Genomic DNA, 19,377 nt, shown 5'->3' with positions numbered 1-19,377 from the left:
TGATCGAAACCGGGCATTTTTTATGGGTTGGGGCCGGGCTCTAGTGGTCTTCGGTTACCCGCGGCTTGAGGCGGACCTTGATCGGTGCTGGCTTTACGCTGGCCTCGGTGCTGTTGGGGTCGACGTCCACGGCAACCGGGCAAATCTCAACGGCATGTGTACCCTTTGGCCCTTGTATCATGCAGAACGTCACCGGCTGACCTGCCTTCAGGGTTTTATAACCTTCCATCTGGATCACAGAGTAGTGAGCGAAGAGGTCTTCGTCCTTCCCGTCTTGGATAATAAAACCATAGCCCTTGGCGTTGTTGAACCACTTGACCTTTCCCTTGACTCGCATACTGGTGGTACCTGACATACCATTTTCCCTCTGCAACACACCCCTGCAACGGAGTATCATCCTGATCATCCGCTGTCGATCAAATAAGAAATCGGATTGACTTTGCGGACCTTTTTAACCCACGGTGGGCTCTATTGGTTGTAACACCGATTCACCGTTAGTCAAGGTGATCGGGCGGTAGCGGTTGAAATCGCTCGCAAGCGGCCCCATCACTGTATTTGCCAACTAAACGAACCTTTCTTTCCATGCATGCAATCAGCCAGATTCGACTAACATTCAATCAGGATCGCCCGGATCAACATGATGACGATTCAGCGGGCATTGCTGTTCAGGAATCAAAGCCCGCTTTACAGGCTCCACCGATGTACAAGGTGGTTTTGTTCAACGATGACTACACACCGATGGATTTCGTCGTCGAAGTGCTCGAGGTGTTTTTTAACCTGAATCGCGAGCTGGCGACCAAGGTCATGCTGGCCGTTCATACAGAGGGACGGGCAGTATGTGGTGTGTTTACCCGCGACATTGCGGAGACCAAGGCCATGCAGGTCAACCAGTACGCCCGGGAAAGCCAGCATCCGCTACTCTGTGAAATCGAGAAGGACGGTTAACGCCGACCACTTGGGTATGAGGTGAAGCCATGTTAAACCGCGAGCTCGAAGTCACCCTCAATCTTGCCTTCAAGGAGGCTCGTTCGAAGCGTCATGAATTCATGACCGTCGAGCACCTGCTGTTGGCCCTATTGGATAACGAGGCTGCCGCCACCGTTTTGCGTGCCTGCGGCGCAAACCTCGACAAACTCAAGCATGACCTGCAGGAGTTCATCGACTCCACCACGCCACTGATCCCCGTCCACGACGAGGATCGCGAAACCCAGCCAACCCTGGGATTCCAGCGTGTGCTGCAGCGTGCTGTCTTTCATGTGCAGAGCTCGGGCAAGCGCGAAGTCACCGGCGCCAACGTGCTGGTTGCCATTTTCAGCGAGCAGGAAAGCCAAGCGGTGTTCCTGCTCAAGCAACAGAGCGTTGCGCGTATCGATGTCGTCAACTACATCGCCCATGGCATCTCGAAAGTGCCGGGGCATGGCGATCATTCCGAAGGTGAGCAGGACATGCAGGATGACGAGGGCGGCGAGTCTTCTTCATCAGGCAATCCGCTGGACGCGTATGCCAGCAATCTGAACGAACTGGCTCGCCAGGGCCGTATCGACCCGCTGGTCGGGCGCGAGGCGGAAGTCGAGCGCGTTGCGCAGATCCTGGCCCGGCGCCGCAAGAACAACCCATTGCTTGTAGGCGAAGCGGGCGTGGGCAAGACCGCGATCGCCGAAGGCCTGGCCAAGCGCATCGTCGATAACCAGGTGCCAGACCTGCTGGCCAACAGCGTGGTGTATTCCCTCGACCTGGGTGCCTTGCTGGCCGGTACCAAATACCGGGGCGATTTCGAGAAGCGCTTCAAGGCGTTGCTCGGCGAACTGAAAAAACGTCCGCAGGCGATCCTGTTCATCGACGAAATCCACACCATCATTGGTGCCGGTGCTGCGTCGGGGGGCGTGATGGATGCCTCCAACCTGCTCAAGCCGCTGCTGTCCTCGGGCGATATCCGTTGCATCGGCTCGACCACGTTCCAGGAATTCCGTGGGATTTTCGAGAAGGACCGTGCATTGGCCCGGCGTTTCCAGAAGGTCGACGTGTCGGAACCTTCGGTGGAAGACACCATCGGTATCCTGCGTGGCCTGAAAGGGCGTTTCGAGTTGCACCACAGCATCGAATACAGTGACGAGGCATTGCGCGCTGCCGCCGAACTGGCGTCGCGCTACATCAACGATCGGCACATGCCGGACAAGGCCATCGATGTCATCGACGAGGCGGGCGCCTACCAGCGGCTGCAACCGGTGGAGAATCGAGTCAAGCGCATCGACGTGCCGCAAGTCGAGGACATCGTCGCGAAAATCGCGCGGATTCCGCCAAAACACGTCACCAGCTCCGACAAGGAATTGCTGCGTAACCTGGAGCGTGACCTGAAGCTCACGGTGTTCGGCCAGGATGCGGCCATCGACTCGCTGTCGACCGCGATCAAACTGTCCCGCGCGGGGCTCAAGTCGCCGGACAAGCCGGTCGGTTCATTCCTGTTCGCCGGGCCTACCGGTGTCGGCAAGACCGAGGCGGCGCGGCAGTTGGCCAAGGCGCTGGGGATCGAGTTGGTGCGCTTCGACATGTCCGAGTACATGGAGCGTCATACCGTATCGCGTCTGATCGGTGCGCCTCCAGGCTATGTCGGTTTCGACCAGGGTGGTCTCTTGACCGAGGCAATCACCAAGCAGCCTCACTGCGTGCTGTTGCTCGATGAGATCGAGAAGGCGCATCCGGAAGTCTTCAACCTGCTGCTGCAGGTCATGGACCACGGTACGCTGACCGATAACAACGGGCGCAAGGCGGATTTCCGCAACGTGATCATCATCATGACCACGAACGCCGGTGCCGAAACCGCCGCGCGCGCTTCGATCGGTTTCACCCATCAGGACCACTCGTCCGATGCGATGGAAGTGATCAAGAAGAGCTTCACGCCTGAATTCCGCAACCGCCTGGACACCATTATCCAGTTTGGTCGCCTCAGTCATGAGGTCATCAAAAGCGTGGTGGACAAGTTCCTTACCGAACTCCAGGCGCAGCTCGAAGACAAGCGTGTGCTGTTGGAGGTCACCGATGCGGCGCGCAGCTGGCTGGCGGAAGGTGGTTACGATGTGACGATGGGCGCAAGGCCGATGGCTCGCTTGATTCAGGACAAGATCAAGCGTCCGCTGGCCGAGGAGATCCTGTTTGGCGAACTGGCCGAGCATGGCGGTGTGGTTCACATCGACATCAAGGACGGCGAGCTGACCTTCGACTTCGAAACCACGGCCGAGATGGCTTGATCGTTAGCTGCAGCAAAATAAAAAGGCGCCGAAAGGCGCCTTTTTGCTGTCCAGCCCAAATCCTTGTGGGAGCTAGCTTGCTCGCGATGGCAGAGAATCGGTCAACATCAATACCGACTGTGACGACGCTATCGCGAGCAGGCTCGCTCCCACAGGATCTGTGTAATGTGGATGGTTGGAGCAAATCCCAGGCAAACAAAAACGCCCGACATGAGTCGGGCGTTTTGTATTGACTTGTTAGCGAGCGCGGTAAGTAATGCGCCCTTTGCTCAAGTCATAGGGCGTCAGCTCGACGCGCACTTTGTCACCGGTAAGAATACGAATGTAGTTCTTGCGCATCTTGCCGGAGATATGCGCGGTTACGACGTGCCCATTTTCCAACTCCACACGAAACATGGTGTTGGGCAGGGTGTCGACGACAGTGCCTTCCATTTCGAAGCTGTCTTCTTTCGACATGCAGTAAAGCCCTCGGTATCCAGTGAATGGCCCGGTGCAACTGCGCCAGGCAAAAGCGGCGTGCATTGTGCCCGAAAAAGGGGGGGCAAGCCAAGGGGTTCTTAGGAGTAACTCAATGAATGCGGCGCATGGATAAGGCGCAAACTACGAGCGGCCCCTAGTTCAGGACAACCCACCGCTGGTTGATCAACAATTCAATGGGCCGATATTGGGTCTTGTAGTTCATTTTTTTGCAGTTCTTGATCCAGTAGCCCAGGTACACCGCTTCCAGGCCCAGGCGCCGGCATTCGTTGATCTGCCAAAGGATCGCGAACCGTCCCAGGCTGCGCTTTTCCTCGTTGGGCTCATAAAAGGTGTAGACCGCCGACAGGCCGTTGGGCAGCAGGTCGGTGACGGCGATGGCCACCAGCCGCCCGTCGAGGCGGAACTCATAGAAGCGCGAGAACGGCAGGTCGCGCACCAGGAAGGTCGAGAATTGGTCCCGGCTGGGCGGGTACATGTCGCCATCGGCGTGGCGCTGTTCGATGTAGCGCTGGTACAGGTCGAAATATTCTTCGCTGAACTGCGGTTTGGCCGGGCGCACCTGCAAATCGGCGTTGCGCTTGAAAATACGCTTCTGCTGCCGGTTCGGGGTAAAGCGGGCCACGGGAATGCGCGCCGGCACGCACGCATTGCAATGCTGGCAATGGGGCCGGTAGAGGTGATCGCCGCTGCGACGAAACCCCATCTCCGACAGGTCTGCATAGACATGCACATCCATGGGCTGGCTGGGATCGAGGAACAGGGTCGTAGCCTGCTCCTCTGGCAGGTAGCTGCAAGAGTGAGGTTGAGTGGCATAAAACTTCAAGCGCGCCAACTCGGTCATGATCAACCCTCGGGATAAACTTCAATTCAAGTGTAAGCCAGGAGCGCGAATATCGCTCAGCAAACCCAGGTGGCATGGTTGGGTTGGTCCAGATGGGCCTTCAAGTAAGCCGCGAACTCGGTTCGCGGAATCGGCCGCGCGCCCAGGCTATGCAAGTGCTCGGTGGGCATCTGGCAGTCGATCAGGACGAAACCCGCCTCCTTGAGGTGTTGGACCAGGGTTGCGAAGCCGAATTTCGACGCATTGTCGGCGCGACTGAACATGGACTCGCCAAAAAACAACTGACCCATTGCCAAGCCATACAGGCCGCCGACCAGCGTGCCTTGATCCCAGACTTCCACGGAATGGGCGAAGCCGCGTCGGTGCAGTTCCAGATAGGCGGTCTGCATGGCGTCGGTGATCCAGGTGCCATCGGCATAATCCCGGGGCGCGGCGCAAGCCTGGATGACCCCGGCGAAATCCCGGTCGAACGTCACTTCATAGCGCTGCTTGCGCAACAGCTTGCCCAGGCTGCGCGATACATGCAGCTCGTCGGGAAACAGTACCGTGCGCGGGTCCGGCGACCACCACAGGATCGGCTGGCCTTCGGAGAACCATGGAAAGCAGCCGTGGCGATAGGCCTGGATCAAGCGGTCGGCGGACAGGTCCCCGCCGGCGGCGAGCAGGCCGTTGGGGTCGCGCATGGCTTTTTCCAGTGGCGGAAAATCGAAAGTGTTGCGTTGTAACCAAGTCAGCATCGTTGTCCGGGCTTGCAGAAGGGGAGGGCGGGACTCCAGATCAGCCAGAGCCCGCCTAGAGGTTAACCGTCAAACGGCCGGGATGTCATCGAGATACTTCTCTGCGTCCAGGGCGGCCATGCAGCCGGCGCCGGCCGAAGTAATGGCCTGGCGATAGACATGATCGGCCACATCGCCAGCGGCAAACACGCCTTCGATGTCGGTGGCCGTGGCATTGCCGTCGCTGCCGCCGCGCACGATCAGGTAACCATCGCGCATCGTCAGTTGGCCCTGGAACAGGTCGGTATTGGGTTTGTGCCCGATGGCGATGAAGACGCCGGCCAGGGACAACGTGCTGGTTTCACCGGTCTCGCTGTGCCGCAGGCGCGCGCCGGTCACGCCGCTGGCATCGCCCAGGACCTCGTCCAGATTCTGGTTCCAGTGCAAACGGATATTGCCATTGGCGGCTTTCTCGAAGAGTTTGTCTTGCAAGATCTTTTCCGAGCGCAACTTGTCCCGCCGGTGAATCAAATGCACCTCCTTGGCGATATTCGACAGGTACAGGGCTTCTTCCACGGCGGTGTTGCCGCCACCGACCACCGCCACCACCTGGTTTCGGTAGAAAAAACCATCGCAGGTCGCGCAGGCTGAAACACCTTTGCCGGCGAAGGTTTCCTCCGACGGCAGGCCGAGGTACTGGGCTGAGGCGCCGGTGGCGATGATCAGTGCGTCGCAGGTGTAGGTGCCGCTGTCACCGATCAATTCGAACGGACGTTGTTGCAACTTGGCGGTGTGAATATGGTCGTAGACGATCTGCGTGTCGAAGCGCTCGGCGTGCCGTTGCATGCGCTCCATCAGCACGGGGCCGGTCAGGCCTTCGACGTCGCCGGGCCAGTTATCGACTTCGACCGTGGTGGTGAGCTGGCCACCGGCCTGTATGCCGGTGATGACAACGGGTTTGAGGTTGGCACGGGCCGCATAGACAGCAGCACTGTACCCTGCAGGGCCGGAACCGAGAATAATCAGGCGTGAATGCTTCGCTTCGCTCATAAAAACACCTCATAAGCCTTTGTCACAAAAGAGAATGCATGCTCAAATTGGCGCCCAAGACCCCCTGATCATGGCTATGCTGTCGCCAAGCGTGCGGGCAATGCCTTGGGCATGACAAACCCGTACAATGCTTGGGTTTTGAACGCAGGATGAGCGAAAGATCAAATCTTCAGCGACTCCTGTGGTTTTCCGGACGCATGCCACAGTGGTAAAAGTAGTACCGGTTGAGCACATTCACTTTTTTTACCTGCTCGTCATGGGCAGTTTTTCATAGTCATTCAACAGATGGACGCGCCTTGGGCGCAGGAAAAGAAGCGTTTTGAAGAAATCCACCGCAGCACCCAAGACAGTCGTTCCGCTCTGGCGCCAACAATTGCACTACCGGCTCAAGGAAGGTGCGTTGATCGCCATCGGTGCCTTGTGCCTGTTCCTGATGATGGCCTTGCTGACCTACGGCAAGGACGATCCGGGCTGGAGCCACAACAGCAAAATCGAAGACGTGCAGAATTTCGGCGGTCCGGCCGGTTCCTACAGCGCCGACATCCTGTTCATGGTGCTTGGCTATTTCGCCTATATCTTCCCGCTGCTGCTGGCGATCAAGACGTACCAGATATTCCGCCAGCGCCATGAGCCCTGGCAGTGGAGCGGCTGGCTGTTCTCCTGGCGCCTGATCGGCCTGGTCTTCCTGGTGCTGTCGGGAGCCGCGCTGGCCCATATTCATTTCCACGCCCCCACTGGCCTGCCCGCAGGGGCGGGTGGCGCACTGGGTGAAAGCCTCGGCGACCTGGCCCGCAATGCCCTGAACATCCAGGGCAGCACGCTGCTGTTCATCGCCTTGTTCCTGTTTGGCCTGACGGTGTTCACCGACCTGTCGTGGTTCAAGGTGATGGACGTCACCGGCAAGATCACCCTTGACCTCATTGAATTGATCCAGGGCGCGCTGAACCGTTGGTGGGCGGCGCGCAACGAACGCAAGCAACTGGTGGCGCAACTGCGTGAAGTCGACGACCGCGTCCATGACGTGGTGGCGCCGACGGTGACTGACAAACGCGAGCAGGCCAAGGTCAAGGAGCGCCTGATCGAACGCGAGCAGGCCCTGAGCAAGCACATGTCCGAGCGCGAAAAGCAGGTGCCGCCGGTCATCACCATGGCCCCGGCCAAGCCGCCGGAGCAAAGCAAGCGCGTGCAGAAAGAGAAACAGGCACCGCTGTTCGTCGACAGCGCGGTGGAAGGCACCTTGCCGCCGATCTCGATCCTCGACCCGGCCGAGAAGAAACAGCTCAACTATTCCCCCGAGTCCTTGGCGGCCGTCGGGCATTTGCTCGAAATCAAGCTTAAGGAGTTCGGTGTGGAGGTCTCGGTGGATTCGATCCACCCGGGCCCGGTCATCACCCGTTACGAAATCCAGCCGGCCGCCGGCGTGAAGGTCAGCCGTATCGCCAACCTGGCGAAGGACCTGGCGCGCTCCCTGGCCGTGACCAGCGTGCGGGTGGTGGAGGTGATTCCCGGCAAGACCACCGTGGGCATCGAGATTCCCAACGAAGACCGGCAGATTGTGCGCTTCTCCGAAGTACTGTCGACGCCGGAATATGACAACCACAAGTCGCCGGTCACCTTGGCCTTGGGTCACGACATCGGCGGCAAGCCGGTCATCACCGACCTGGCGAAAATGCCCCACCTGCTGGTGGCCGGTACCACCGGCTCCGGTAAGTCGGTGGGCGTGAACGCGATGATCCTTTCGATCCTGTTCAAGTCAGGCCCGGAAGACGCCAAGCTGATCATGATCGACCCGAAGATGCTCGAATTGTCGATCTACGAAGGCATCCCGCACCTGCTTTGCCCGGTGGTCACCGACATGAAGGACGCGGCCAACGCCTTGCGCTGGAGCGTTGCCGAGATGGAGCGCCGCTACAAGCTGATGGCGAAGATGGGCGTGCGCAACCTGTCGGGCTTTAACGCCAAGGTCAAGGAAGCCGAGGAAGCCGGTACACCGCTGAGCGACCCCCTGTATCACCGCGAAAGCATCCACGACGAAGCGCCGCTGCTGCATAAGCTGCCGACCATCGTCGTGGTGGTGGACGAATTCGCCGACATGATGATGATCGTCGGCAAGAAGGTCGAAGAACTGATCGCCCGTATCGCCCAGAAGGCCCGTGCGGCCGGTATCCACCTGATCCTCGCTACGCAGCGACCATCGGTGGACGTGATCACCGGCTTGATCAAGGCCAACATCCCGACCCGCATGGCGTTCCAGGTGTCGAGCAAGATCGACTCGCGGACCATCATCGACCAGGGCGGCGCCGAGCAATTGCTGGGTCACGGTGACATGCTCTACATGCCGCCCGGCACGAGCCTGCCGATCCGTGTCCACGGCGCGTTCGTCTCCGACGATGAAGTACACCGCGTGGTGGAAGCCTGGAAATTGCGCGGCGCGCCTGAATACAACGACGACATCCTCAACGGTGTCGAAGAAGCAGGCAGCGGTTTTGAAGGCAGCAGCGGTGGAGGCGGTGATGATGACGCAGAGACCGACGCGCTTTATGACGAAGCAGTGCAGTTCGTGCTCGAAAGCCGCCGTGCCTCGATTTCCGCCGTGCAGCGCAAGCTGAAGATCGGCTACAACCGCGCCGCTCGCATGATCGAGGCCATGGAAATGGCTGGGGTCGTGACGGCCATGAACACCAACGGTTCGCGCGAAGTGCTCGCGCCTGGCCCGATGCGCGACTGATTACCCGGGCGACGTGACGATGCGTCGCTCGAACCCCCACGAATTCATGAGGACTCCCATGCGCCTGATTCGCATGTTGCTGTTGCCCGTACTGGCCTTGTCTACTTTTTCGGCCCACGCCGGCGAAAAGGACGTGGCCCGCCTGACCCAATTGCTGGGCGGCTCCCAGACCCTGACTGCGCGTTTTTCCCAGTTGACCCTCGACGGCAGTGGCACCCAGCTGCAGGAAACCGCCGGTGAAATGGCCCTTCAGCGTCCTGGCCTGTTCTATTGGCACACCGATGCTCCCGCCGAACAACTGATGGTTTCCGACGGCAAGAAAGTCTCGCTGTGGGACCCGGACCTGGAGCAGGTGACCATCAAGACTCTTGACCAGCGCCTGACCCAGACGCCAGCGTTGCTGCTGTCCGGTGACATCTCGGAGATCAGCCAGAGCTTCGACATTACCTCCAAGGAAGCCGGCGGGGTGATCGACTTCACCCTCAAGCCCAAGACCAAGGACAGCCTGTTCGACAGCCTGCGCCTGTCGTTCCGCAACGGCCTTGTCAACGACATGCAGCTGATCGACAGCGTTGGCCAGCGCACCAACATCCTGTTCACCGGGGTCAAGGCCAATACGCCGATCGCCGCGTCCAAGTTCAAGTTCGACATCCCCAAGGGTGCGGATGTGATCCAGGAATAAAAAAACTGGGACAGTACCTGTGGGAGCGAGCCTGCTCGCGATGGCGGCGGATCAGTTGGAATTGATGTGACTGACCCACCGCTATCGCGAGCAGGCTCGCTCCCACAATGGATTGTGGTGTTCAATCAACTAACTGATCGGCAACAGGACCCTGCGGAGGTTTTGTAGTAATCATGGACCTGTTTCGAAGCGCCCCGATTGCCCAGCCATTGGCCGCCCGCTTGCGCGCGACCAACCTGGATGAGTATGTCGGTCAGGAACACGTGCTCGCTCGCGGTAAGCCTCTGCGCGAAGCCTTGGAGCAGGGTGCCTTGCACTCGATGATTTTCTGGGGGCCGCCGGGCGTGGGCAAGACCACCCTGGCGCGGCTGCTGGCGGAGGTTTCTGACGCGCATTTCGAAACGGTCTCGGCGGTGCTGGCCGGGGTCAAGGAGATCCGCCAGGCCGTGGAAATCGCCAAGCAACAGGCCGGCCAGTACGGCAAGCGCACCATCCTGTTCGTCGACGAAGTACACCGGTTCAACAAATCCCAGCAGGACGCTTTCCTGCCCTATGTGGAAGACGGCACGCTGATATTCATCGGCGCCACCACCGAAAATCCTTCGTTCGAACTCAACAACGCCTTGCTGTCGCGGGCGCGGGTCTATGTGCTCAAGAGCCTCGATGAAACCGCGATGCGCAAGCTGGTGCATCGCGCGCTGACCGAAGAGCGGGGCTTGGGCAAGCGCCAGCTCAGCCTCAGCGATGAAGGTTTCCAGATACTCTTCAGCGCCGCCGACGGCGATGGTCGACGGCTGCTCAACCTGCTGGAAAACGCCTCGGACCTGGCCGAAGACAACAGCGAGATCGGCGTCGAGCTGCTGCAAAGCCTGCTGGGCGATACCCGCCGACGTTTCGACAAGGGCGGCGAGGCGTTCTACGACCAGATCTCGGCGCTGCACAAGTCCATCCGCGGTTCCAACCCCGATGCCGCGTTGTATTGGTTTGCGCGGATGATCGACGGTGGTTGCGATCCGCTGTACCTGGCTCGGCGGGTGGTGCGCATGGCCAGCGAGGACATCGGCAACGCCGACCCTCGGGCCCTGAGCCTGTGCCTGGCGGCCTGGGACGTGCAGGAGCGCCTCGGCAGCCCGGAGGGCGAGCTCGCCGTGGCCCAGGCCATCACTTACCTGGCCTGCGCACCGAAGAGCAACGCCGTGTACATAGGCTTCAAGGCCGCGATGCGCAGCGCCACCGAACACGGCTCCCTCGAAGTACCGCTGCACCTGCGCAACGCACCGACCAAGCTCATGAAACAGTTAGGTTATGGCGATGAATACCGCTATGCCCACGATGAGCCCGACGCTTATGCCGCCGGCGAAGACTATTTTCCCGAAGAACTCGAACCCCAGCGCTTCTACCAGCCCGTACCTCGAGGCCTTGAGTTGAAGATTGGCGAAAAGCTCAACCATTTGGCCCAGCTGGACCGATTGAGTCCACGACAGCGGAGAAAACCGTGATCCCCTTGATTCTCGCAGTCTCCGCTGGCGGCGTTGCCGGTACGTTGTTGCGTTTCGCCACGGGTAACTGGATCAGTGCAAATTGGCCGCGGCACTTCTATACCGCGACGCTGGCCGTTAATATCGTGGGCTGTCTGCTGATCGGCGTTCTTTACGGCCTGTTTTTGATTCGTCCCGAGGTGCCCATCGAGGTGCGCGCGGGGTTGATGGTCGGCTTTCTTGGCGGCCTGACGACTTTTTCATCTTTTTCACTGGATACGGTGCGCCTGCTGGAAAGCGGGCAGGTGCCGCTGGCCCTGGGCTATGCGGCCATCAGCGTGTTCGGCGGGCTGCTCGCCACCTGGGCCGGCCTGTCCTTGACCAAACTTTGATAACGAGAGACCGACATGCTCGATTCCAAACTGTTACGTAGCAACCTTCAGGACGTAGCGGACCGCCTGGCTTCCCGTGGCTTTGCCCTGGACGTCGCGCGCATCGAAGCGCTGGAAGAACAGCGCAAGACCGTCCAGACCCGCACCGAGGCCCTGCAGGCAGAACGTAACGCGCGCTCCAAGTCCATCGGCCAGGCCAAGCAGCGTGGCGAAGACATCGCGCCGCTGATGGCCGATGTCGAGCGCATGGCGGGCGAGTTGAGCGCCGGCAAGGTCGAGCTGGACGCGATCCAGACCGAGTTGGATTCGATCCTGTTGGGCATTCCGAACCTGCCTCACGAGTCGGTGCCGGTCGGTGAAGACGAAGACGGTAACGTCGAAGTACGCCGCTGGGGCACGCCGAAAACCTTCGATTTCCCCGTGCAGGACCACGTGGCCCTGGGCGAGAAATTCGGCTGGCTCGACTTCGAAACCGCCGCCAAGTTGTCGGGCGCGCGTTTTGCCCTGTTGCGCGGGCCGATCGCCCGTCTGCATCGGGCGCTGGCGCAGTTCATGATCAATCTGCACGTCACCGAGCACGGCTACGAAGAGGCCTACACGCCGTACTTGGTCCAGGCCCCGGCCCTGCAAGGCACCGGCCAGTTGCCAAAGTTCGAGGAAGACCTGTTCAAGATCGGTCGCGACGGCGAAGCCGACCTGTACCTGATCCCCACTGCCGAAGTGTCGCTGACCAACATCGTCGCGGGCGAAATCGTCGATGCCAAGCAACTGCCGATCAAGTTCGTTGCCCATACGCCGTGCTTCCGCAGCGAAGCCGGCGCGTCGGGCCGTGATACCCGCGGCATGATTCGCCAGCACCAATTCGACAAGGTCGAAATGGTGCAGATCGTCGAGCCGTCCAAATCCATGGAAGCCCTGGAAAGCCTGACCGCCAACGCCGAAAAGGTTCTGCAACTGCTGGAGTTGCCGTATCGCACCCTGGCGCTGTGCACCGGCGACATGGGTTTCAGCGCGGTCAAGACCTATGACTTGGAAGTCTGGATCCCGAGCCAGGACAAGTACCGCGAGATTTCGTCGTGCTCCAACTGTGGCGACTTCCAGGCCCGCCGCATGCAGGCGCGTTTCCGCAACCCGGAAACCGGCAAGCCGGAACTGGTCCACACCCTCAACGGCTCCGGCCTGGCGGTGGGTCGTACGCTGGTGGCGGTGCTGGAGAACTACCAGCAGGCTGACGGCTCGATCCGTGTGCCCGAGGTGCTGAAACCGTACATGGGCGGCATCGAGGTCATCGGCTAAATGGACTATTTGCCACTGTTCCACAACCTGCGCGGCAGCCGCGTGCTGGTGGTTGGCGGCGGGGAGATTGCCTTGCGCAAGTCTCGCCTGCTGGCCGATGCCGGCGCATTGTTGCGGGTGGTCGCACCCGAGATCGAACCGCAGTTGCGGGAACTGGTCGGTGGCAGCGGCGGCGAATGTGTCCTGCGGGGCTACGTGGAAGCGGACCTGGACGGTTGTGGCCTGGTCATCGCCGCCACGGATGACGAACCGCTCAATGCCCAGGTCTCGGCGGACGCCCACAAGCGCTGCGTGCCGGTCAACGTGGTGGACGCGCCGGCGCTGTGCAGCGTGATCTTCCCGGCGATCGTCGATCGCTCGCCCCTGGTGATCGCGGTGTCCAGCGGCGGAGATGCGCCGGTGCTGGCGCGGCTGATCCGCGCCAAGCTGGAAACCTGGATTCCGTCGACCTACGGGCAGTTGGCCGGTTTGGCGGCGCGCTTTCGCAATCAGGTCAAAGGCTTGTTTCCCGATGTCCAGCAACGGCGGGCCTTCTGGGAAGAAGTGTTCCAAGGCCCCATCGCCGACCGCCAATTGGCCGGGCAGGGCGCCGAAGCCGAGCGGCTGTTGCGGGAAAAGATTGACGGCCAGGCGCCGAATGCGCCGGGTGAGGTCTATCTGGTGGGCGCCGGGCCGGGTGATCCCGACCTGCTGACGTTCCGCGCCCTGCGCCTGATGCAACAGGCGGACGTGGTGCTGTACGACCGTCTGGTGGCGCCGGCCATCCTCGAACTGTGCCGCCGCGACGCCGAACGGGTCTACGTCGGCAAGCGCCGCTCCGAGCACGCCGTGCCCCAGGACCAGATCAACCAGCAACTGGTGGACCTGGCCCGGCAAGGTAAACGTGTGGTGCGGTTGAAGGGCGGCGATCCTTTTATCTTCGGTCGTGGTGGCGAAGAGATCGAAGAGCTGGCGGCCCATGGCATCCCGTTCCAGGTGGTCCCGGGCATCACTGCCGCCAGTGGCTGCGCGGCCTACGCCGGGATTCCGCTGACACATCGCGATTATGCCCAGTCGGTGCGCTTCATTACCGGTCATCTAAAGGACGGCACCAGCGACTTGCCATGGGCCGACCTGGTGTCGCCGGCGCAGACGCTGGTGTTCTATATGGGCCTGGTCGGCCTGCCGATGATTTGCAACGAGCTGATCAAACACGGCCGCGCGGCGGACACGCCGGCGGCGTTGATCCAGCAAGGCACGACGTCTAATCAACGGGTCTTTACCGGTACTTTGGCGGATTTGCCACGGCTGGTGGCCGAGCATGAGGTGCATGCGCCGACGTTGGTGATTGTTGGCGAAGTGGTGCAGTTACGCGAGAAGCTGGCTTGGTTTGAAGGGGCTCAGGGGCAGGTTTGAAGACCGCGTCGCCTCCTTCGCGAGCAGGCTCGCTCCCACAGGGGCTGTGTGCAACCACAGATTTTGTGGTTCAAGACGAATCAAATGTGGGAGCGAGCCTGCTCGCGATTGGCCTTCAGAGGCAATAAAGATTGCGGATCAGCTTTCAGCCCGAAGCCAAATCCCTTTCCCGCTCAACCTCTCTCGATCGTGGGCCACCGTGAAATCCTGCTCCGGCCCCTTGGGCACGATCCCATTCGGGTTGATGGTCTTGTGGCTGCCGTAGTAGTGCCGCTGGATATGGGTGAAGTCCACGGTCTCGGCAACGCCCGGCCACTGATACAGCTCGCGCAGCCAGTTCGACAGGTTCGGGTAATCGGCGATGCGGCGTAGGTTGCATTTGAAGTGGCCGAAATACACCGCGTCGAAACGAATCATCGTAGTGAACAAGCGAATATCCGCTTCAGTCAGGTATTCACCCGCCAGGTAGCGACGGGTTTGCAGCAAGGCTTCCACTCGGTCCAGTTCGGCAAACAATTGATCGAAGGCTTCTTCATAAGCGGCCTGGGTCGTCGCGAACCCCGCACGGTATACGCCGTTGTTCACCGCTGGGTAGATGCGCTCGTTCAACCCATCGATCTCGTGGCGCAGGTGCTCGGGATACAGGTCCAGGTCGTTGCCGGTCAGGCCATCGAACGCGCTGTTGAACATGCGGATGATTTCCGCCGATTCGTTGTTGACGATGCGCCGTTGCTGTTTGTCCCACAAGGCCGGAACGGTCACGCGACCGGTGTAGTCCGGCGTGTCGGCGGTGTAGCGCTGGTGCAGGAAGCTCAGGTTGTCCAGTTTGTCGCCGGTCGAGCCGTGGGCCGTGTCGAACGTCCAGCCGTTTTCCAGCATCAGATAGCTGACCACTGAAACGTCGATCAGCGCTTCCAGGCCCTTGAGCTTGCGAAAGATCAGCGTGCGGTGCGCCCAGGGGCAGGCCAGGGAGACATACAAATGGTAGCGCCCGGCCTCGGCGGGGAAACTGCTTTTGCCGTCGGCGGTGATCCAGTCGCGGCGTTGCGCCTGCTCACGCTGGAAACTGCCGTCCTTGCTTTCATACCACTGGTCCTGCCAGCGACCCTCGACCAACAAACCCATCTGAACGTCCTCTCTCAATAATCATTGGAGACGAGTCTATTCCGATAGGTTCGAACTAATAGCGCAAAGGTTGGGCGTCGATGATCGACTAAATCGATCTATCGCGCGCATCCCAATACTGCCGGGCCTTGTCGAACGCTGCTTCTCGGGTCAGGCCCAAGCCGCGCAAGGCCAGGGCCATGGTGGCGATCAGCGCCAGCTGCGGATAACTGTCCTCGAGGTCACCGCGCCATACCGCTTTCAAATGCTCGGGGTCGAGGCGCTCCGGCTTGACGTGGCGCTGTTCGGACAGTCGCGGCCATTCTTCATCCCAACTGGCGCCGCCGGTGGTGCCGTACAAATGGCTGTCGGCGTCGGGGTTGATCTCGATCTCGCCGCCGTCGCCCTTGATCACGATGCTGGTGTCGCCCAGCAGTCCGCTGGCCTCGCGATGCACGGCCTGGTAGCCGGGATGGAAGATGCTTTGCAGGCCGCAACGCGCACCCAACGGGTTGAGAATGCGCGCCAGGGAATGAATCGGCGAGCGCAAGCCCAGCGTGTTGCGCAGGTCGATCATGCGCTGCATTTGCGGCGCCCAGTCCACCAGCGGCATGAAGGCCAGGCCGCCGTTGTCCAGCGCCGCGCCGACCTGCTGCCAGTCGCGGCACAAGGGGATGACCAGCAAATCCAGCAGCTGTTCCGTGTAGAGCCGGCCCGCCGTGTGGGCGCCGCCGCCGTGCATGAAGATTCGCACACCGTTTTGCCCGAGGCATTTGGCGGCCAACAGATACCAGGGCAGATGACGCTTCTTTCCGGCGTAGGTTGGCCAGTCGAGGTCTACCGCCATGGCCGGGATAACCAGGCGCTGACGCAGGGCGTCGGTAAACCCGGCCATTTCCTCAGCGCTTTCTTCCTTGTGCCGCAACAGCATGAGGAACGCGCCCAGTTGGGTTTCTTCGACCCGCTCATCCAGCACCATGCCCATGGCCTCCCGCGCTTCGTCACGGGTGAGGTTACGGGCGCCGCGCTTGCCCTTGCCAAGGATGCGCACGAACTGGGCGAACGGGTGTTCGGCAGGGGTTTGGAGGGTCAATGCTGGAAAGTCGGTCATAGGCAATTCGTCGGTTTGGGCAGGCCCGCCAGCTTGGCGGCGAGTTTGGCGGGAGTGCCTTTGAACAATCGGTTCAGGTGCAGGCTGTTGCCTTTATCCGCTCCCAGTTTCAGCGCGGTGTACTTGATCAGCGGGCGGGTGGCCGGAGACAACTGGAACTCAGCGTAGAACGCGCGCAGCAGTTCGAGGATTTCCCAGTGTTCGGGGCTCAGCTCGATGTCTTCGGCGGTGGCCAGGGCCGTGGCCACGTCGGCGGACCACTCATTGAGATCAGCCAGGTAGCCATCCTTGTCCAGCGCAATGCTGCGCTCGCCCACGTTCAGGGTCTTCATAGCCAGCTGTTGACCTTGTCGTGCTGGATCGAGAGCTCGACGAAGGCCGCATAATCGATGGCCTCGGCCCAGTCCGGAATGCGCAGGGCGCGGGCCTGTGCATCTTCGGCCAGGATGAACACCTTGGCGCCGCCGGCCCGCAGCGTGTCGAACGGCACGGTACCGGTTCGCAGCGCATACGTTGCGTCGCCGCACAGCAGCAGCGCGTCTTGGCTTCCCAGGATCCGCAGGCAACTGGCGAGGCGGCTGTCGCCGAAAGGGGAATGAGACAACACATGCAAAGTCGACATCAGAGGGTAATCACCTGGTCGTAACGGTCAATGAGCGCGGCGATGTCCGCAGCGCCCAGCGCTTTGAGGTCGTCCAGCGCCAGGGCATCGACGGCGAGACCGCGCTGTGCGGCGCTGTCGGCGCAGACGAACAGGTCTTCGACGCCAAACATCGGCAACGCTTGCAAGTTGGCGCTCAAGTCTTTTTGCCGGACGGCCTTGGCATCCTGACCGGCGGCGAGCTGGAACACGCCGTCATCGAGAAACAGCAGACCGATGGGCAGGTCGAAGGCGCCGCCGGCCAACACGATGTCCAGCGCTTCCCGGGCACCGGGGCCGGACCAGGGGGCCTGGCGGCTGATGAGCAACAAAGACCTGGCCATCATGTGCCTCCAAAACAGATCAAGCGGTCGGCGTCCTGGATAGCATCGTGCAACTGGCCCAGCCCGGACAACGCCCACGGCGCTTGGACACTGGCCGCCGAACGCTGGTAACGCTGGGCTTCTTCCTCGTTAAGCACGCCACGGCGCAACGCCGCCGCAATGCACACCACGCCGTCGAGCTGGTGCTCGCTGACGAAGGCGCGCCATTGCTGGGGCAGGTCTTGCTCGTCCTGGGGCGTGACGACGCTGTTGGCGGCGTTGTAGACGCCGTCCTGGTAGAAAAACAGCCGCACGATCTCATGCCCACCGGCCAAAGCTGCCTGAGCAAACAGCAAGGCGCGGCGCGAGGAGGGCGCGTGGGCGGCGGAAAACAGCGCGATGGCGAACTTCATGACAGACCCGATCAGCGAAACTGCGGCCATGATAATGCTTTATGGGCGGTGGGGCGATTCTCAGAGCATGCGTGAGCAGCTGGCCCACAGCCTCAACCTCAGGGCTCGAGGCCATACAGCTCGCAATACTCCGGCCATTCCATTCCTGCCATCTCTGCCACTTCCTTGTGAACTTCCATGCGTTGGGCCTGGTAGTCCTCGGCTGAATCGGTCGTCAGCAGCAGCGTCAGTTCCCAGGCGAACAATCCGGCGCTCTCGGCCTCGGCTTCAAAGGCTTCATGCAACCGCTCGGCGCGGTACTGCGCGGCGGTTTCGCCCTTGGCCTGGGCCAGCAGCGGGTTGAGGTTGTCCAGTTCGTCGCGCAGCTCGGGGCGTTGCTCGAGAAAAATCTGCAGGGCTCGTTCGTGTTGCTGTTCGGTTGTCGCCATGGTCGCTCCTGGGTCAATGATCTGACAGGTTGCGTGAATAGATAGCCGTTGTCGCGCGCAAATTTCAATCATGGCGCACGGCAACGAGGGGCGCAGTGCTACAGTCGGTTTTTTTCCAGAAGAGTGAATGCAATGCGAATGCTGATGGTGGCCGTGGCCGCAACCCTGCTGGCCGGCTGCGCGGGTTCGGCGATGGAGCAGGCCCGGACCCAAGCCCCCTACAAGACCCTGTCCTCGGACAAGCCGGAACAGAACGTTGCCCAATGCGTGAAGTTTGCCTGGGAAGACGAAGCGGCGTTCGGGGTCGATGCCGGCGCCTATCTGCAGCCCGGCAAGCAAGGCGGCTCGACGGTGTACACCCGATCGGCCGAGTCGTTTGTGGATCTGCAAGCCAGCGCCACGGGCACGGCGCTGAATTATTACGCCAAGCATGATGATTTTGTCGCCAAGCGCCGGTTGGCGGCGTTGGCGACGTGTCTCTAAGCCGATAAACCGAGGCGTTTGCCTTCGCGAGCAGGCTCGCTCCCATAGGTTGAGCTTAATTCTCGAGATCCAGGCGCTTCTGGAAAAAGTAGCGCCGGTGACCCGGCGGATAGTCGTCGATCTGGCCGCACTGGGTGAAACCCTGTCTGCGATAGAAATCCGGAGCCTGGAAGTCGAAGGTGTCGAGCCAGATGCCCACGCAATCCTTTTCCCTGGCCAGTTGTTCGGCCATGCGCATCAATTCCGAGCCCGTGCCCTGGCCGCGCGCCTGTTCGGGCACCACCAGTAATTCGATATAGAGCCAACGAAAAAATACCCGGCCATACAGGCCGCCGACGATTTCATCGTGCTCGTCGCGCACCAGCCAGGCGACCGCTTCCGGTGCGCTTCCACCGGTCTGGGCGGTGTTATAGGCGCGTAGCGGCGCGAGGATGGCCTGGCGCTCTTCATCGGTTGGAGCGTCCGTGCGTTCGATTCGCAGCGTCATCGGCGATGTCCTTGTGCGGGGATGATCAAGCACGCGAGCCTACAGGAAACGAGCATATTGTTTAAACCGAGCCATACTCCTGTGT

At 60.9% G+C, this 19,377-nt stretch carries 22 protein-coding genes; 9 read left to right on the top strand and 13 right to left on the bottom strand.

Features of this window, described 5'->3' with window-relative positions; translation table 11 throughout:
- Positions 1-40: 40 nt before the first annotated feature.
- Positions 41-355, bottom strand: coding sequence for a cold shock domain-containing protein CspD (cspD, locus tag DOCECA_RS12020; RefSeq protein ID WP_434559587.1), 315 nt, complete (start codon positions 353-355; stop codon positions 41-43).
- A 227-nt stretch (positions 356-582) separates the two neighbouring features.
- On the opposite strand from cspD, the gene clpS reads away from it, so the two are divergent.
- Together clpS and clpA are read left to right on the top strand one after the other, a co-directional pair.
- Positions 583-945 carry an ATP-dependent Clp protease adapter ClpS gene (clpS, locus tag DOCECA_RS12015; RefSeq protein WP_030141336.1) on the top strand — a complete coding sequence of 121 codons (363 nt, stop codon included), beginning with the start codon at positions 583-585 and terminating at the stop codon, positions 943-945.
- Between the two features lie 29 nt (positions 946-974).
- The gene (clpA, locus tag DOCECA_RS12010; RefSeq protein WP_305495539.1) at positions 975-3,245 is read left to right on the top strand and encodes an ATP-dependent Clp protease ATP-binding subunit ClpA; all 2,271 of its coding nucleotides are present in this window, start codon (positions 975-977) and stop codon (positions 3,243-3,245) included.
- Positions 3,246-3,482: 237 nt separating this feature from the next.
- On the opposite strand, the gene infA is transcribed toward clpA, so the two are convergent.
- The 4 genes from infA to trxB form a co-directional block, all read right to left on the bottom strand.
- Positions 3,483-3,701 (bottom strand): translation initiation factor IF-1, encoded by a 219-nt coding sequence (infA, locus tag DOCECA_RS12005; RefSeq protein WP_002553999.1) that lies wholly within the window; start codon positions 3,699-3,701, stop codon positions 3,483-3,485.
- Positions 3,702-3,858: 157 nt separating this feature from the next.
- Entirely contained in the window at positions 3,859-4,566 is a 708-nt protein-coding gene (locus DOCECA_RS12000) for an arginyltransferase (RefSeq protein ID WP_420765876.1), read from the bottom strand.
- Positions 4,567-4,622: 56 nt separating this feature from the next.
- Positions 4,623-5,303 (bottom strand): leucyl/phenylalanyl-tRNA--protein transferase, encoded by a 681-nt coding sequence (aat, locus tag DOCECA_RS11995; RefSeq protein ID WP_420765877.1) that lies wholly within the window; start codon positions 5,301-5,303, stop codon positions 4,623-4,625.
- A 69-nt stretch (positions 5,304-5,372) separates the two neighbouring features.
- Positions 5,373-6,332, bottom strand: coding sequence for a thioredoxin-disulfide reductase (trxB, locus tag DOCECA_RS11990; RefSeq protein ID WP_434559583.1), 960 nt, complete (start codon positions 6,330-6,332; stop codon positions 5,373-5,375).
- Positions 6,333-6,651: 319 nt separating this feature from the next.
- Here trxB and DOCECA_RS11985 point away from each other — a divergent pair, with 319 nt between their 5' ends.
- The 6 genes from DOCECA_RS11985 to cysG all read left to right on the top strand — a co-directional run bounded on the left by DOCECA_RS11985 (position 6,652) and on the right by cysG (position 14,303).
- Positions 6,652-9,060, top strand: a complete 2,409-nt coding sequence (locus DOCECA_RS11985; protein WP_420765879.1) for a DNA translocase FtsK — start codon at positions 6,652-6,654, stop codon at positions 9,058-9,060.
- 58 nt (positions 9,061-9,118) lie between these two features.
- Entirely contained in the window at positions 9,119-9,742 is a 624-nt protein-coding gene (gene lolA / locus DOCECA_RS11980) for an outer membrane lipoprotein chaperone LolA (RefSeq protein ID WP_420765880.1), read from the top strand.
- A gap of 173 nt (positions 9,743-9,915) precedes the next feature.
- Complete coding sequence (locus DOCECA_RS11975; protein ID WP_420765881.1) at positions 9,916-11,241, top strand: replication-associated recombination protein A; 1,326 nt, start codon at positions 9,916-9,918, stop codon at positions 11,239-11,241.
- Positions 11,238-11,612 (top strand): fluoride efflux transporter CrcB, encoded by a 375-nt coding sequence (gene crcB / locus DOCECA_RS11970; protein WP_207961507.1) that lies wholly within the window; start codon positions 11,238-11,240, stop codon positions 11,610-11,612. Before DOCECA_RS11975 ends, crcB begins: the two co-directional genes overlap by 4 nt.
- A gap of 15 nt (positions 11,613-11,627) precedes the next feature.
- Positions 11,628-12,908: a serine--tRNA ligase gene (gene serS / locus DOCECA_RS11965; protein ID WP_434559579.1), complete on the top strand. Its 1,281-nt coding sequence runs from the start codon at positions 11,628-11,630 to the stop codon at positions 12,906-12,908.
- Positions 12,909-14,303 (top strand): siroheme synthase CysG, encoded by a 1,395-nt coding sequence (gene cysG, locus DOCECA_RS11960; RefSeq protein ID WP_445572041.1) that lies wholly within the window; start codon positions 12,909-12,911, stop codon positions 14,301-14,303.
- Positions 14,304-14,441: 138 nt separating this feature from the next.
- On the opposite strand, the gene DOCECA_RS11955 is transcribed toward cysG, so the two are convergent.
- From DOCECA_RS11955 to DOCECA_RS11925, 7 genes are all read right to left on the bottom strand, one after another.
- A complete protein-coding gene (locus DOCECA_RS11955) occupies positions 14,442-15,428 on the bottom strand; it encodes a glutathione S-transferase family protein (protein WP_445572040.1) in 987 nt (328 codons plus the stop codon).
- Positions 15,429-15,516: 88 nt separating this feature from the next.
- A complete protein-coding gene (locus DOCECA_RS11950; protein WP_434648112.1) occupies positions 15,517-16,518 on the bottom strand; it encodes a glycosyl transferase family protein in 1,002 nt (333 codons plus the stop codon).
- A complete protein-coding gene (locus DOCECA_RS11945; protein ID WP_434559571.1) occupies positions 16,515-16,850 on the bottom strand; it encodes a TusE/DsrC/DsvC family sulfur relay protein in 336 nt (111 codons plus the stop codon). Before DOCECA_RS11945 ends, DOCECA_RS11950 begins: the two co-directional genes overlap by 4 nt.
- The gene (gene tusB / locus DOCECA_RS11940) at positions 16,847-17,140 is read right to left on the bottom strand and encodes a sulfurtransferase complex subunit TusB (RefSeq protein WP_445572039.1); all 294 of its coding nucleotides are present in this window, start codon (positions 17,138-17,140) and stop codon (positions 16,847-16,849) included. Before tusB ends, DOCECA_RS11945 begins: the two co-directional genes overlap by 4 nt.
- Positions 17,140-17,502 carry a sulfurtransferase complex subunit TusC gene (tusC, locus tag DOCECA_RS11935; RefSeq protein WP_434611624.1) on the bottom strand — a complete coding sequence of 121 codons (363 nt, stop codon included), beginning with the start codon at positions 17,500-17,502 and terminating at the stop codon, positions 17,140-17,142. Before tusC ends, tusB begins: the two co-directional genes overlap by 1 nt.
- Positions 17,502-17,894: a sulfurtransferase complex subunit TusD gene (tusD, locus tag DOCECA_RS11930; protein WP_420765889.1), complete on the bottom strand. Its 393-nt coding sequence runs from the start codon at positions 17,892-17,894 to the stop codon at positions 17,502-17,504. The genes tusC and tusD overlap by 1 nt, the downstream gene beginning before the upstream one ends.
- Before the next feature lie 98 nt (positions 17,895-17,992).
- Positions 17,993-18,322: a DUF6388 family protein gene (locus DOCECA_RS11925; protein WP_434606523.1), complete on the bottom strand. Its 330-nt coding sequence runs from the start codon at positions 18,320-18,322 to the stop codon at positions 17,993-17,995.
- A gap of 132 nt (positions 18,323-18,454) precedes the next feature.
- Between DOCECA_RS11925 and DOCECA_RS11920 the strand changes: the two genes are divergently transcribed.
- Positions 18,455-18,805: a hypothetical protein gene (locus DOCECA_RS11920; protein ID WP_420765891.1), complete on the top strand. Its 351-nt coding sequence runs from the start codon at positions 18,455-18,457 to the stop codon at positions 18,803-18,805.
- 55 nt (positions 18,806-18,860) lie between these two features.
- On the opposite strand, the gene DOCECA_RS11915 is transcribed toward DOCECA_RS11920, so the two are convergent.
- Complete coding sequence (locus tag DOCECA_RS11915; RefSeq protein WP_434559565.1) at positions 18,861-19,292, bottom strand: GNAT family N-acetyltransferase; 432 nt, start codon at positions 19,290-19,292, stop codon at positions 18,861-18,863.
- Positions 19,293-19,377 lie beyond the last annotated feature (85 nt).

This window comes from Pseudomonas sp. E102 (assembly GCF_052660185.1).
Note: the sequence above shows the minus strand (reverse complement) of the source record. Positions and strands in the feature narration are given on the sequence as shown.

Excerpts from the sequence above, each read along its gene's own strand:
- cspD (WP_434559587.1), bottom strand. The coding sequence starts at position 355 with ATGTCAGGTACCACCAGTATGCGAGTCAAGGGAAAGGTCAAGTGGTTC.
- clpS (WP_030141336.1), top strand. The coding sequence starts at position 583 with ATGCATGCAATCAGCCAGATTCGACTAACATTCAATCAGGATCGCCCG.
- clpA (WP_305495539.1), top strand. The coding sequence starts at position 975 with ATGTTAAACCGCGAGCTCGAAGTCACCCTCAATCTTGCCTTCAAGGAG.
- infA (WP_002553999.1), bottom strand. The coding sequence starts at position 3,701 with ATGTCGAAAGAAGACAGCTTCGAAATGGAAGGCACTGTCGTCGACACC.
- DOCECA_RS12000 (WP_420765876.1), bottom strand. The coding sequence starts at position 4,566 with ATGACCGAGTTGGCGCGCTTGAAGTTTTATGCCACTCAACCTCACTCT.
- aat (WP_420765877.1), bottom strand. The coding sequence starts at position 5,303 with ATGCTGACTTGGTTACAACGCAACACTTTCGATTTTCCGCCACTGGAA.
- trxB (WP_434559583.1), bottom strand. The coding sequence starts at position 6,332 with ATGAGCGAAGCGAAGCATTCACGCCTGATTATTCTCGGTTCCGGCCCT.
- lolA (WP_420765880.1), top strand. The coding sequence starts at position 9,119 with ATGCGCCTGATTCGCATGTTGCTGTTGCCCGTACTGGCCTTGTCTACT.
- DOCECA_RS11975 (WP_420765881.1), top strand. The coding sequence starts at position 9,916 with ATGGACCTGTTTCGAAGCGCCCCGATTGCCCAGCCATTGGCCGCCCGC.
- serS (WP_434559579.1), top strand. The coding sequence starts at position 11,628 with ATGCTCGATTCCAAACTGTTACGTAGCAACCTTCAGGACGTAGCGGAC.
- cysG (WP_445572041.1), top strand. The coding sequence starts at position 12,909 with ATGGACTATTTGCCACTGTTCCACAACCTGCGCGGCAGCCGCGTGCTG.
- DOCECA_RS11955 (WP_445572040.1), bottom strand. The coding sequence starts at position 15,428 with ATGGGTTTGTTGGTCGAGGGTCGCTGGCAGGACCAGTGGTATGAAAGC.
- DOCECA_RS11950 (WP_434648112.1), bottom strand. The coding sequence starts at position 16,518 with ATGACCGACTTTCCAGCATTGACCCTCCAAACCCCTGCCGAACACCCG.
- DOCECA_RS11945 (WP_434559571.1), bottom strand. The coding sequence starts at position 16,850 with ATGAAGACCCTGAACGTGGGCGAGCGCAGCATTGCGCTGGACAAGGAT.
- tusB (WP_445572039.1), bottom strand. The coding sequence starts at position 17,140 with ATGTCGACTTTGCATGTGTTGTCTCATTCCCCTTTCGGCGACAGCCGC.
- tusC (WP_434611624.1), bottom strand. The coding sequence starts at position 17,502 with ATGGCCAGGTCTTTGTTGCTCATCAGCCGCCAGGCCCCCTGGTCCGGC.
- tusD (WP_420765889.1), bottom strand. The coding sequence starts at position 17,894 with ATGAAGTTCGCCATCGCGCTGTTTTCCGCCGCCCACGCGCCCTCCTCG.
- DOCECA_RS11925 (WP_434606523.1), bottom strand. The coding sequence starts at position 18,322 with ATGGCGACAACCGAACAGCAACACGAACGAGCCCTGCAGATTTTTCTC.
- DOCECA_RS11920 (WP_420765891.1), top strand. The coding sequence starts at position 18,455 with ATGCGAATGCTGATGGTGGCCGTGGCCGCAACCCTGCTGGCCGGCTGC.
- DOCECA_RS11915 (WP_434559565.1), bottom strand. The coding sequence starts at position 19,292 with ATGACGCTGCGAATCGAACGCACGGACGCTCCAACCGATGAAGAGCGC.